Genomic DNA, 13,165 nt, shown 5'->3' with positions numbered 1-13,165 from the left:
CTTACCTACTAGCTAATCAGACGCGGGTCCATCCTATGCTACCGGAGTTTTTACCACTAAGTCATGCGACTCTGTGGTCTTATGCGGTATTAGCACACTTTTCAATGTGTTATCCCCCTGCATAGGGCAGGTTACCCACGCGTTACTCACCCGTCCGCCGCTTTCCACTACCTAAATCACCCGAAGGTTCAATAGGTAGCTTCTCGCTCGACTTGCATGTGTTAAGCACGCCGCCAGCGTTCATCCTGAGCCAGGATCAAACTCTCATGTTAAAGATTTTTTAAGGTTAGAATTTTTTAGCTTTGATTTTAAGATTAAATTGTCTTAATTATCAAAGGTTAGTTATTCTTAACTTAAAACATCGTATAAGTTTTAATCTTGACCAGATTGCTCTGGCTTATATTTTATAGACTATCGTCTTTATCCATTAATTTACTAAGGAATTTTCTTGGGTAAAACTTATTACTAAGTTTTTGGTTGTTTCACTGTTCAGTTTTCAAGGTTCTATTTGTTATCTTTTAATGCATTAGCGAAAAATATTTTATCATATTTTCTGATGTTTGTCAACAACTTTTTCAATTAATTATCAAACGGAGAAGGAGGGATTTGAACCCTCGCGCCGCGTTAACGACCTACTCCCTTTCCAGGGGAGCCCCTTCAGCCGCTTGGGTACTTCTCCAAGCCGTTTCTAAACACTTCGCGATTATTTGCATTTTAGCAATAATTAAAACCACCAGTGTGTGGTTTATAATTATCGGAGCGGAGAAGGTGGGATTTGAACCCACGGCCCCTTTCGGAGTCACTGGTTTTCAAGACCAGCTCCTTAAGCCACTCGGACACCTCTCCGTATTTCGCAACTCATTATCGAGTGCTTTAATAATTTATCACATCTTAGCCGATGTGTCAAGCCTTTTTTACAACTTTTTTCGAGTTGTTTTTTTGCTTGTTTTTTTCGTCAGTATTTAACGACAAGCGGTATGATATCATATATTATTTTAAGTGTCAATAGATAAATTCATTATTTTTATATTCAGACAAATCCATATATTGTAAATACATCGCTTAACACTGATATATAAGCTTTTTCATCCTTTTCATCCTTTTATTTTTAATCCAATTTGAGATCAAATTATTTAAATTAGAAATTAAGATAAGTAACATTAAGATATTATTACTGATGAATAAAATTTTTGGCTATAACTAAGTCCTCTGTAGTGGTTATTTTTATATTTGAATATATTCCTTCTACCATTTTTATTTTAATATCTAAATATTTTTCAACTAACATGGAATCATCTGTAGCACAATAATTATCATTTTGAGCTTTTTGATAAGCCAATGTAATTAATTCTTTTTTAAATGTTTGAGGTGTTTGTATTGCCCAGAGATTATTTCGGTTAGGGGTATCTACAATATTATTATCATCATCAACTACTTTAATTGTATCTTTAACCTTGACTCCTAAGACACAAGCACCATATCTGATCCCATTATCAATTGTTTGTTTTATTTGCTCAGCACCTACAAAAGGTCTGGCACCATCATGTATCAAAACAATATCGCTATCCTCTGGCACTTTTTTTATACCTTCGTAGACTGAATCCTGCCTTTCTTTTCCTCCCTCTAATATAGCTATTATCTTCTGAAACTTATATTTTTCTACAATTTCTTTTCTGCAATAATCGACTTCTTCTTTCCCTACCACTAAAATGATATTTTGTATTTCATCACATTTTTCAAAAGCATCTATAGTATATGCTAGTATAGGTTTACCATCTATTTCTATATATTGTTTTGATTTATCATGTTTCATTCTTTTGCCTTTTCCAGCAGCAGGTATTATTACTGTACATTGCACATTATTCATTTATATTATCCTCCATCAATAAATCTTTATATATTGTTTCACTTATATTAATTAGCAATTATTAAAGCAGAATCATTAGCTTATTATTAGTCTAATTCAAGTATGAATAAACTAATTACATTATCGTATATTTTATTTTAAACTATTGTATACTAAAATTAAAGAAATAATTTACTAAATCAAATAAGAAGTTTCATCTTCCAATACCATTATTTTCTTGGTATAATAATCATGTAAATTTCTATAACAAAAAAGTAGGAGGTAAAATTATGCTAAGTGAAAAATTATTAAACGAAATAAACGAACAAATTACTTATGAGTTCTACTCTGCTCATCTTTATCTAGCTATGGCATCATATTGTTATTCAATAGATCTAGATGGATTTGCTAATTTTTTTATGGTACAAGCAGAAGAAGAAAAATTCCATGCAATGAAATTCTTTAATTTTGTAAATGAAATGGATGAAAAAGTTGAAATAAAAGGTCTTGAAACACCACCAAGTAATTATAATGATATAGAAGATGTTTATTCCAAGACTTTAGAACACGAAAAATTCGTGACAAGTCGTATCTATAAATTAATGGATATTGCCATGGAAGAAAGGGAACATGCTACTATAAGCTTTTTGAAATGGTTTATTGATGAGCAAGTAGAAGAAGAAGCTACTGTTAAGGGTATTTTACAAAAACTAAAGAGAGCTAATAAGGATGTCTCAATAATCTATTCTATTGACTCAGAAATGGCTCAGCGTGTTTTTACACCACCAACTAATGCTTAGTATGCAAAATAGTATGTTTCAATGAGAAACTATTTTATAGTATTAATAAAGAGGGCTGTCCATAAGGCAACCCTCTTTTAAATTAAAATCTATCGCTTAATTTCAAGTTTGGTATGGCATTTAAGTCCATATTATGTCTTACACCATTTATATACTCATAATAAGCAGCTACACCTATCATAGCAGCATTATCAGTACAATATACAGGTGATGGATAGTGTAATGTTATTCCTTCTTTTTCACATGCTTTCTTCATTTCTTCTCTAAGTTTGCTATTAGCTGCTACACCACCAGCCAAAGCAATTTTGTCTAGTTTCAATTCTTTTGCAGCTTTTATTGTTTTATTTACTATTACTTCAACAACAGATTTTTGAAAACTTGCTGCAATATCAGGAACATTTATTTCCTGCTCTTTCATCTTGCATTGATTTATATAGTTGAGAACTGCTGATTTTACTCCACTAAAACTAAAATCATAAGATCCATTTTCTAAGTATGATCTAGGGAATTCTATTGCATCTTCATTTCCTTCTCTTGAAATTTTATCAATCTTTGGTCCGCCTGGATATCCTAACCCTATGGACCTTGCAACTTTGTCAAATGCTTCACCAGCAGCATCATCTCTCGTTTTACCCATTATTTCATATTTACCATAATCTCTAACATGAACCAAATGGGTATGACCTCCTGATACTACCATGCAAACAAAAGGTGGTTTAAAATCTCCTTCTATATAATTAGCACTTATATGTCCTTCTATGTGGTGGACACCTATTAATGGTTTTTTAGCTGCAAATGCTATAGCCTTTGCTTCTGCTAACCCTACTAGTAAAGCTCCAACCAATCCTGGTCCATATGTAACTGCTACGGCTGTTACATCTTTAATGGTCATATCAGCTTCTTCTAATGCTTCACTTATAACAGGGTCAATATTCTCAATATGTTTTCTTGATGCTATCTCTGGAACAACTCCTCCAAATTTTTTATGCAGATCTATTTGAGAGGAAATAATATTAGATAGAACATGTTTTCCATTTTTCACAATAGCTACTGACGTTTCATCACATGAGGATTCTATAGCCATTATTATTACGTCTTCATTCATTTAATCACCTACTACAATAAATTCTTCTGTTTTCTGCCATCCTTTAATTTTCCATAGTTTATCTACTTTTACTAATACATATTCTTCAAATATTTCGCCTTCTGGACCAACATTATTCAAATAATAAACGACTTTTATAAATGTAATATTGTTATTATTGTCATCATTATTTTTCTGAATGTCATAACCTATTATTTTAGTATTATTTTCTTTGAATTTATTTATTTCTTCTTTTGCTTTTTCTAAGTGAACATCAATTGGATTTTTTTCTAGTAATTCATCATCATATAGTTCTCTTTGCACTTTTAACAGAACTTCAATTTCTTCATCTGTTATTTCATGACTATATAATTTTTGCATAACTATATTATTTAATTCTAAAACTTGCTCTGGAGTCTTTTGTAAATCATGTATTTTGTTTATTGTGCCTTCATAGTCTTCTTTCAGATATTCTAGAATCCTATCTGAATTTGATAGTAAACTCTTATCAAATCTATCTTTACTTGTTTTATTAGAAAATGTCACAAACAACAGTATTCCTAAACTTGCTAGAATTAGAATCGCTATAATTTTTCTCATATTCACCACTCCATTAATGTTCTTAGTTTATCCTATGGGATAATTCTTGAATATAGTATAGACCTTATATATTATATATCGAAATCTATTAACAATACTATTATACTATTCATCAAACTTTAATGTCTTAGTTAATCTGTCCTTACCAACTTTGGAGTTTTCAAATATTTTTGTAGCCACATGTAATGAATCTTTTGGTCTAACTAATGATGGACTAAAATGTGTTAGCCATAGCTCATTAACCCCGGCTTTTGCAGCTAGAGTTGCTGCTTCTTCAAATGTCATATGTTTATATTCATTTGCCTTATTTTCTTTTTCTTCATCTCCATACATACCTTCACAAATGAAAAGGTCCGCATCTTTTGCATATGTTTCAATGTTTTTTACAGGTCTAGTATCAGTGCAATAACTTAATTTTATGCCCTTTCTTGGTGGACCAAGTACTGATTGAGGTTCATAGCTTCTGCCTTCATGTATTACTGTTTCTCCTTTTTGAAGCAAGTTCCAATATTTTATGGGCAGTTCTAATTGTTTTGCTTTCTCTACCAAGAATTTTCCTTGACGGTTAATGTTAACATTATATCCATAACAAACAACATTATGATTAAGTTTATAAGCCTCTATTTCATAACCTTTTATATTGAAACAAGAATAATCTTCTTTTAACTCAATATAGTTCAATTCAAATGGTAATTCAGGAGCTATGACTCTTAACCCCTTAACAACTCTCTGTAGACCTTTAGGTCCAATTAGAATGATTGGCTCTCTTCTATCAGAGTTGCCTATGGTCAATAATAATCCTGGTAATCCTCCAATATGGTCACCATGATAATGTGTAAAACATATAATATCGATGGACTTGAAACTCCATCCTTGCTGTCGTATAGTTATTTGGGTCCCTTCTCCACAATCTATAAGCAAGTTACTACCATTGTACCTTGTCATCAGAGAAGTTAGCCATCTATTTGGTAAAGGCATCATCCCGCCTGTCCCTAACAAACATACATCTAACATATTTCATCCTCTTCCTTATTTTTTCTTATTGTATCATAAAACGTAGGTTATCACCATATTAAAATTAGTCTCCCCATTTTTATAAGATACCCAATTTAACATTTCATCACTTTAATATTATTGCCAAGAAAAGCTGCTATATAGCTTAAATGTAGTTCAGGATATTTCTGTGAAATTAACTTCTACCACAAAAAAAGAATGCATCGACTGCATTCTTTTTATAATAATAAGTTAACTTGTACATTATCTTTTTGTTCTAGTTGGTTGGAATTTAAAAGTTTTGATTAATTTATCATAGCATTCTTCACATATATCGAAGCTATGAGTTTCCATATCTTTATTTGAAAAATATCCCCATTCTTTAGTAATATTAATATAGTCAGATTTTTCTTTTGAGTCTTCACTATAAATTAATTTACCACATTTGTTACAGTAAACTTCTGATAGGACATTATTTTTTATTATTTTCTTTTCAAATTTTTCCATTTTTTATCCCCTCACTAGGTGTCTTTAATGATAAACATGAAGAGAAATCCATAATTATGACTAGGGCAAAAAAGCAACTTTGCCTATAGGATAAAAAATTGATTATGAAATTCTCTATAAAAATTTACGAAATATACTTATCATTATTATAACGTCCTAATTCTAATCTGTATATAGGTAATTTCTTCAATGTAGAAGAATCTAGATTAGGGTATGAGCAAAAATTTATTATTTAGTGTACACTTTTTTTGCAACTTCATAAACATTTTCAGTTGTGATACCAAATTCCTCAAACACTCTAGCTGCTGGTGCTGAAGCTCCAAAATGGTCAAGACCAATAACTTCACCATCAAGTCCTACATATTTATACCATCCAAATGTTGCAGCAGCTTCTATAGCAACTCTTTTTCTTACGTTATTAGGTAATACAATTTCTTTGTACTCTTCTGATTGTGCATCAAAAACATCCATAGATGGCATACTGACTACTCGTACATCAATTCCATCTTGTTTAAGCTTCTTAGCAGCATCATATATACATTCTACTTCTGAACCACTAGCCATTAATATCATATCTGGTGTTTCTTTATCAGAATCTACTAAAATGTATCCACCTTTCAAAGCTTTTTTCTCGGATTCTTCATAGTATGGAACATTTTGTCTCGTTAGTACAATAGCTGTAGGAGTTTCCTTTGATGTAATTGCATAATACCAAGCAGCTGCTGTTTCTCTAGGATCAGCAGGTCTAAATGTAACTACATTAGGCATACTTCTAAGAGCAGCTAATTGTTCTATAGGTTGGTGAGTTGGTCCATCTTCTCCAACTCCAATACTATCATGAGTTAATACATATGTTACAGGAAGCTTCATTAGTGCTGATAATCTTACACTAGGTTTGATGTAATCACTGAATACGAAGAAAGTAGCTACGAATGGTTTATGTGCTCCATGCAGTGCAATACCATTAGCCATTGCTGACATAGCTAATTCACGTACACCAAAGTGTAAATTCATTCCTGAATAATCTTCAGCTGAAAAATCTCCTTTATCATTCATATATGTTTTAGTAGAAGGTGCAAGGTCAGCAGCTCCACCAAATAAATTAGGAATATATTTTGTAAGTTTATTTATTATTTGTCCTGAAATAGCTCTTGTAGCTGATGGCTTATTATCGAATGTCCAGAATTCTTCATTATTTAATAAATCAACTGGAAGTTCTTCACTTGTCCATACTTCCCATTCTTTTGCTAAATCAGCATACTTAGCTGCATATTCTTTAAATAATTCATTCCACTTTGCTTGCTCTCTGTTTCCTTTTTCCTGTAAAGCTTTCATATGGTCATATACTTCTTCTGGTACATGGAATTCCTTATCTAATGGAAGTTCTAAGTTTTTCTTAGTTTCAATAATGTTATCGTCACCTAATGGTTCTCCATGAGCTGATGATTTACCTTGTTTTGCAGGACATCCATATCCGATTTGTGTTTTCACTATAATAAGAGATGGATGCTCCAAATTAGCTTTTGCTTCTTGAATAGCTTTTCCTATAGCCTCTAAGTCGTTTCCATCTTCAACTTGTAGCACTTGCCATCCATATGCTTCATATCTTTTTCCAACATCTTCTGTAAAAGCAATATCTGTACTACCTTCAATAGTGATTTTATTAGAATCATAAAATGCAATAAATTTACCAAGCTTTAAAGTTCCTGCAAGAGATGCTGCTTCTGATGTAATACCTTCCATCATACAACCGTCACCTGCTATAGCATATGTGTAATGGTCTACTATTTTATATTCATCTTTATTGAATTTTGCTGCTAAGTTAGCTTCAGCCATAGCCATACCGATACCAGTTGCAAATCCTGCTCCTAATGGTCCAGTAGTTGTATCTACTCCTACAGTATGTCCAAATTCAGGGTGTCCAGGTGTTTTACTACCCCATTGTCTAAATTCTTGTAAATCTTCGATTGTAAGACCATATCCAAATAAATGTAATAATGAGTATAATAACATGGAACCATGTCCAGCTGATAAAATAAATCTATCCCTATTTATCCAATTTGGATCACTTGGGTTATGTTTCATATGATTAGCCCATAATTCATAAGCCATAGGGGCTGCTCCCATAGGTAATCCTGGGTGTCCTGATTTTGCTTTCTGAATACCCTCAGCAGATAGAATTCTAATAGTATTAATCGTTGTTGTCTCAATATTTCTCATCTCGTATTCTTCCTCCTTATAATAATAATACTTAGATTGCTTATTAATTATAAGCAACTAGCATTAATAGTTACCTTTAATTATTAAATTACATAAATTAATTTTTATTTTGATGTTACTTTCAAGAGTTGCTAGTAATATATATCTAATTTGTTCGTAGAACTAATAATTATACGTTGTTGGAAGACTTTACTCTTTACATATGCATTTTATCATATTTTTGAATAATAGCAAGTCCAAATGTCCAAAAAAATAAATGCATTATAAAAGGATAGTCTTATCTATCCTTTATAATACTATAATGGTTTCTACTTTTATTATTACAATAACCTTCTAATTTTATAACTCCAACAAATTTAAGTTTTTTTTGTTTCAAGTTTTTCATAATATGACTTTAACTTATTTTCTATAGCTTTATCTATCTCATTCATACTTACATCAGTAAATATTTCTATCCCTTGTTCTATGTTATCTATGGCATATATATGAAACTTACCATCTTTAATATCATCCAATATATCATCATCTAATATTATTTCATCAACATTTTGTTTTGGTACGATAATACCTTGATTTCCAGTCAGACCCTTTGTTTTATATAACTCGTAGCATCCTCTAACTTTATGTGTGACGCCTCCTACGGGCTGAATATTGCCAAATTGGTCTACAGAACCTGTTACGACTATACTCTGGTCAAAAGGTATTTCTGACAAACTAGATAGAATAGCATATAATTCCGCACATGAAGCACTATCACCATCAATGATATTATAAACCTGCTCAAAGCAAAGCTGACAATTTAACATTAAAGGGTACTCTTGCGAATATTTGTTCCCAATATAACCTGATAAAATAGCAATACTCTTATCAAAAACATTTCCACTAAGCTGATTTTCTTTTTCAATATTAATTACTCCCAATTTACCCATATATGTTACAGCAGTAATCCTTATTATCCTTGCAATTGTATTTTCACTATAATCGCTTAGTGCAACACCATTTATCTGTCCAACTTTCTTTTTGCCATAGTCAATTATTATTTTATCCTTGTCATACAAGTCTTTTATATTTTCTTTTAATAACGCAGATCTATTATTTTTTTTATTTACAGCTTTCTTTATTATAGTAGAATTAATTACATTTAATTGGGAATGAGCAGCACATAAATCAGCTTCTTCTATTAAATCCATTAAAACAGAGAATTTTGTAGTAAGCTTATTTCTATCTTCTGCTACATATGATGCATATTTCAAGAGTTCATTTTTTCCGTCTTTAGTAAGCATCCTGAATCTCTTTTTATTGCAAACATCATCAAAATAATGATAGTATTTTCTTATTATATTTTTATTTTTTTCCACTTCAGTATTAAGCTGAACATGTAACTTAAATAATTCTTTAAATTCACTATCATATGCATACAACAATCCATATATACGTTCATTTCCAATTAATATAACCTTTAAATCCATAGGGATTGGTTCTGGTTTAATGGTTTTTATTGGAAGTGTACCTAATTGTTCTCGAATGTTCTCAAATATTAATTTTTTATTTATTAAAACTTTCTTAAGTGTTCCCCACGTCAATGCAGTATTAAGTATATTTTCTGCATTAATGATCAAGTATCCACTATTAGCATTATGAAGTATACCTTTTTTAATCATGGTATAGTTAGTTGTATAAACTCCCAATTCGTTTTCATATTCTATTTTACCAAACATTTCATAATAAGATGGATTATCACAATATATAATTGGTGATGTCTTTACATTGGAATTATCAATAAAGAGATTAACTCTATATTTTTCTAGATTATCATCTTCATCATCATTCAGTAAAGAGTTCAAAGTTTCATGACCATCAGTCTCGGATAATATATTCCTTATATTCTTGAATAAATGCTCTTTTAATTCCTTTATATAGCCTATAACTTTTTTATTGCATTCAAATTCAGTCTCTGTTTTCTTGAATATATCGTCAATTATAATTTTTAATATTTTATTTTGAAGTTTAGTAACTTTATCTTCTGATATCTTTTTCAGCCTTTTTACTTGTTTCATTATATCTTCTGATTTATTTTCCATGATGTTGAGATTCTCTAATATTATTTCTTGTTCTTCCACTGTAAGGTCATCATATTTTTCTTCACTTATTTTTTTTCCATCTACAATAGGAATAAAAAATATGCCTTTATCTGTTATATTAGTTGAAAACCCAAATTTCCTGGCATCGTCTTTTAATTCTTCTAATTTAGTTTCACCTTTAGATAAAAATTCATCCTTTAAACAAGTCTCAACTTTCTTGAATTCGGTACTGTTTAATTTTATATTTGATTGTAATATTACATCTTTTACACAATTTTCAATAGTTTTTTTTAATTTTTTACCTTTTCCACATCTAAGTCGTAATGCTCTTGGTTTATCTTCATTTTTAAAATTATAAACATAACACCAATCATCAGGAGGATTGTTCTTCTTACTTTTTTCTTTTAGAAATTTTTTTATAAATTCTACGGTGTTTAATCCTTCTTCAGCTGATAAGTATATATTATATCCAGATCCATTTAGCTTAAGACCAAAATCTAGTATCTCGCTTACTCTGCCATTCCCAACAAATATATCTTCTTCATCTTTGTCATTATCAGATTGCTCTAGAACAACTGACTTCAAATCTAAATCTTCATGGGAAAGTTCATAACATTCTTTCATTAAGCAGCTCCTCCCTATACCCTTTGCCCTTTAAAGTTTCATATACTTTATCTTATACATTTATAAGGTGTCTTGTTAATAATTAATAAAAAAAATAGCCCTGCTAAGGCTATAAGTCTTGTTTCCACATTATATATGCATCTTCTTTGGGTTTATCATAAAAATTCTTTCTTAATCCAGCTATTTTAAATCCCAACTTCTCATATAGTTTAATTGCATTTTTGTTGCTTACTCTTACTTCTAAAGTAAAAGATATAATTCCTTGTTTTTTCCCTTCATATATAAGAGCCTCTGTTATTTTTCTGCCAAATCCAGCTCCTCTTCTTTCTTTTTTAACTGCTATATTGGTAATATGACCTTCTCCTACAATATTCCATAATCCTGCATATGCTATTATAGTACCGTCTTCTTCTATTACCATATATATTGAATGTGTATTACTCATTAATTCCTTGGCAAATGCATCTTGTGACCAAGGATCAGGAAAAGTATTTTCTTCTATAGAATGTACTTCCTCTATATCCTTAAGCTTCATTCTACGTGCTAGATACATGTATTATGTTTCCTTTCAAATTCCCTTTCTGCCTGGGACTTTCTTAGATAGATAGGTTTGAAGTTCATATAACTTTCCGACTCTCCCTTTAATGCATTTAATATGCCCAAAGCAGCTACTGAGGATGCTCTTTGTATATTATTATTTAAAGGGGCTAATACATATTCGTTATCAGAGAAATTATTTTTTATTCTATCAATATTAGGAGCTACACCATCTCCCAAAAAAATAACTTCTCTACTTAATTTTTTAATCTCTTCAAATATATCTTCTACCGGAACAACTGTACTAGGTAAAACAGTATTAAAAATATTATTTTTATATGAATATAATCCAGTATATACCTGACTTCTTCTGGCATCCATTAATGGACATATTATTTTATCTGTACATGCAATATTGTAAGCCAAAGCGTCCAGAGTTGGTACTCCAACTATAGGAATTTCCAAGGTATGAGCCAACCCCTTAGCCGTCGCAACACCAATTCTTAATCCTGTAAAGGAGCCTGGTCCTTTTGAAACTGCTATTATATCTAATTCACTAAGATCGAGATTAATCATATTGGTAACTTCTTCTATCATTGGCATTAAAGTCTGTGAATGTGTTTTCTTATAATTCGTTGTATATTCGCATAGTAACTTGTCATCTTCTGCAACAGCAATAGATGCAGCTACAGCAGAACTTTCTATGGCTAAAACTTTCATCTGTTTATTCCTCCAGCAATGGTTATTTGTCTGTAATCCAAACCCTTGTCCAAATCTTTCTCTATATTAATCCATATTGCTTCTTCTGGTATTATTTCTTCTATTAAATTTGCCCATTCTATCAAACATACTCCATCATTATAAAAATATTCTTCATAACCTATTTCATACATTTCATCAGGATCATCTATTCTATAGACATCAAAATGATTAAAAATCAATTTGTCAGAATAATATTCGTTCACTATAGTAAATGTTGGACTAGTAATATGTTCGTCAATTCCAAGTCCTTCTGCAAAACCTTTAGTAAACACTGTTTTTCCTACTCCTAAATCACCTATAAGACAATATATCTGACCTTTTTTTGCATCCTGTCCAAGTTCCTTACCGATTTTTTTAGTTTCCTCTGCTGAAAATGATTTATATATCAATCAAATCTTCCCTTCATTCTTTTCTTGCGTAAATTTATATCTGGATGTATCCATTTTATTAGATACTATTTGTTTTATTTTAACTATGTTTTTTCCATCTTCTATTAGTCTGACTGGAATAATGAACGCTTGATCCTTACTTATGTAAAATAGTATATTATACTTTCTTTGAACCACTTTGTATAGATTCTCCCAAAGAAATTCTATCCACTCACCTGCTTGTGATACATAAAAACCTTCATCATTGATTTTGTATATAATCGGTTCTTTGAATACTGGATTTGTTGCAACTTGTTTTTTTGATTGTAGATATAGCATTAACGGAGAAATAACAAGATAAGTCAATGCTCCAAACAACAATACAAGAGTCATAAAAGTATCTTTCCATAAAAAGGATATAGGAAATAGTATAAGACATACTACGCTAAATAATAAGGTTATTTTACTGCTTAATTTTGAATAAACATGTCCCAGCATAAAGTAGAACATATCTTTGTCCCCTATTTTTATACTTAATTCTATCTCAGTATTCTTTTTGATGTCTTTATTATTTTTTATATTAGTTTTATCATTATTATTTTTCTTAATGGTGTTATTTATATTCTTGTCATTTTTAGTATTATTGTTATTATTATTCTTATTTTTATTCTTTTTTTTCGTTGCCATATTGACCTCCAATTATTTAACAATATCTTTTGATAGGTATTATAGCACTTTTACAA

Annotated in this window: 12 protein-coding genes, 2 tRNA genes and 1 rRNA gene; 1 reads left to right on the top strand and 14 read right to left on the bottom strand. The window is 30.6% G+C overall.

Annotation, left to right across the window (positions count from 1 at the left end):
• The 4 genes from AACQ14_RS12020 to ispD all read right to left on the bottom strand — a co-directional run.
• Positions 1-272 (bottom strand): 16S ribosomal RNA (locus tag AACQ14_RS12020); the annotation flags it as partial.
• A 319-nt stretch (positions 273-591) separates the two neighbouring features.
• A tRNA-Ser gene (locus tag AACQ14_RS12015) sits at positions 592-679 on the bottom strand.
• Positions 680-760: 81 nt separating this feature from the next.
• Positions 761-846 (bottom strand) — tRNA-Ser (locus AACQ14_RS12010).
• A 325-nt stretch (positions 847-1,171) separates the two neighbouring features.
• Positions 1,172-1,867 (bottom strand): 2-C-methyl-D-erythritol 4-phosphate cytidylyltransferase, encoded by a 696-nt coding sequence (gene ispD, locus AACQ14_RS12005; protein WP_339363834.1) that lies wholly within the window; start codon positions 1,865-1,867, stop codon positions 1,172-1,174.
• Positions 1,868-2,136: 269 nt separating this feature from the next.
• Here ispD and AACQ14_RS12000 point away from each other — a divergent pair, with 269 nt between their 5' ends.
• The gene (locus tag AACQ14_RS12000; RefSeq protein WP_339363833.1) at positions 2,137-2,646 is read left to right on the top strand and encodes a ferritin; all 510 of its coding nucleotides are present in this window, start codon (positions 2,137-2,139) and stop codon (positions 2,644-2,646) included.
• 82 nt (positions 2,647-2,728) lie between these two features.
• On the opposite strand, the gene tsaD is transcribed toward AACQ14_RS12000, so the two are convergent.
• The 10 genes from tsaD to AACQ14_RS11950 form a co-directional block, all read right to left on the bottom strand.
• The gene (gene tsaD / locus AACQ14_RS11995) at positions 2,729-3,751 is read right to left on the bottom strand and encodes a tRNA (adenosine(37)-N6)-threonylcarbamoyltransferase complex transferase subunit TsaD (RefSeq protein WP_339363832.1); all 1,023 of its coding nucleotides are present in this window, start codon (positions 3,749-3,751) and stop codon (positions 2,729-2,731) included.
• Positions 3,752-4,330, bottom strand: coding sequence for a DUF6715 family protein (locus AACQ14_RS11990; RefSeq protein WP_339363831.1), 579 nt, complete (start codon positions 4,328-4,330; stop codon positions 3,752-3,754).
• 105 nt (positions 4,331-4,435) lie between these two features.
• Positions 4,436-5,344, bottom strand: coding sequence for a ribonuclease Z (locus AACQ14_RS11985; RefSeq protein WP_339363830.1), 909 nt, complete (start codon positions 5,342-5,344; stop codon positions 4,436-4,438).
• A gap of 243 nt (positions 5,345-5,587) precedes the next feature.
• The gene (locus tag AACQ14_RS11980) at positions 5,588-5,830 is read right to left on the bottom strand and encodes a hypothetical protein (protein ID WP_113673713.1); all 243 of its coding nucleotides are present in this window, start codon (positions 5,828-5,830) and stop codon (positions 5,588-5,590) included.
• Between the two features lie 228 nt (positions 5,831-6,058).
• Positions 6,059-8,050: a transketolase gene (gene tkt, locus AACQ14_RS11975; RefSeq protein WP_339363828.1), complete on the bottom strand. Its 1,992-nt coding sequence runs from the start codon at positions 8,048-8,050 to the stop codon at positions 6,059-6,061.
• A gap of 356 nt (positions 8,051-8,406) precedes the next feature.
• A complete protein-coding gene (locus tag AACQ14_RS11970) occupies positions 8,407-10,755 on the bottom strand; it encodes an ATP-binding protein (protein ID WP_339363827.1) in 2,349 nt (782 codons plus the stop codon).
• 109 nt (positions 10,756-10,864) lie between these two features.
• Positions 10,865-11,308, bottom strand: a complete 444-nt coding sequence (rimI, locus tag AACQ14_RS11965; protein WP_339363826.1) for a ribosomal protein S18-alanine N-acetyltransferase — start codon at positions 11,306-11,308, stop codon at positions 10,865-10,867.
• Positions 11,299-12,012 (bottom strand): tRNA (adenosine(37)-N6)-threonylcarbamoyltransferase complex dimerization subunit type 1 TsaB, encoded by a 714-nt coding sequence (gene tsaB / locus AACQ14_RS11960; RefSeq protein WP_339363825.1) that lies wholly within the window; start codon positions 12,010-12,012, stop codon positions 11,299-11,301. The genes rimI and tsaB overlap by 10 nt, the downstream gene beginning before the upstream one ends.
• Positions 12,009-12,443 carry a tRNA (adenosine(37)-N6)-threonylcarbamoyltransferase complex ATPase subunit type 1 TsaE gene (gene tsaE / locus AACQ14_RS11955; protein ID WP_339363824.1) on the bottom strand — a complete coding sequence of 145 codons (435 nt, stop codon included), beginning with the start codon at positions 12,441-12,443 and terminating at the stop codon, positions 12,009-12,011. Before tsaE ends, tsaB begins: the two co-directional genes overlap by 4 nt.
• On the bottom strand, positions 12,444-13,109 hold the full coding sequence (locus AACQ14_RS11950) for a YcxB family protein (protein ID WP_339363823.1): 666 nt from the start codon (positions 13,107-13,109) through the stop codon (positions 12,444-12,446).
• Between the last annotated feature and the right edge of the window lie 56 nt (positions 13,110-13,165).

It is taken from the genome of Vallitalea maricola (genome assembly GCF_036985595.1).
GTDB lineage: Bacteria > Bacillota > Clostridia > Lachnospirales > Vallitaleaceae > Vallitalea > Vallitalea maricola.
The sequence above is the reverse complement of the archived record's forward strand: the minus strand, read 5'-3'. Positions and strand labels throughout refer to the sequence as shown.

Coding starts and splice junctions, on each gene's coding strand:
- ispD (WP_339363834.1), bottom strand. CDS start 1,867: ATGAATAATGTGCAATGTACAGTAATAATACCTGCTGCTGGAAAAGGC.
- AACQ14_RS12000 (WP_339363833.1), top strand. CDS start 2,137: ATGCTAAGTGAAAAATTATTAAACGAAATAAACGAACAAATTACTTAT.
- tsaD (WP_339363832.1), bottom strand. CDS start 3,751: ATGAATGAAGACGTAATAATAATGGCTATAGAATCCTCATGTGATGAA.
- AACQ14_RS11990 (WP_339363831.1), bottom strand. CDS start 4,330: ATGAGAAAAATTATAGCGATTCTAATTCTAGCAAGTTTAGGAATACTG.
- AACQ14_RS11985 (WP_339363830.1), bottom strand. CDS start 5,344: ATGTTAGATGTATGTTTGTTAGGGACAGGCGGGATGATGCCTTTACCA.
- AACQ14_RS11980 (WP_113673713.1), bottom strand. CDS start 5,830: ATGGAAAAATTTGAAAAGAAAATAATAAAAAATAATGTCCTATCAGAA.
- tkt (WP_339363828.1), bottom strand. CDS start 8,050: ATGAGAAATATTGAGACAACAACGATTAATACTATTAGAATTCTATCT.
- AACQ14_RS11970 (WP_339363827.1), bottom strand. CDS start 10,755: ATGAAAGAATGTTATGAACTTTCCCATGAAGATTTAGATTTGAAGTCA.
- rimI (WP_339363826.1), bottom strand. CDS start 11,308: ATGTATCTAGCACGTAGAATGAAGCTTAAGGATATAGAGGAAGTACAT.
- tsaB (WP_339363825.1), bottom strand. CDS start 12,012: ATGAAAGTTTTAGCCATAGAAAGTTCTGCTGTAGCTGCATCTATTGCT.
- AACQ14_RS11950 (WP_339363823.1), bottom strand. CDS start 13,109: ATGGCAACGAAAAAAAAGAATAAAAATAAGAATAATAATAACAATAAT.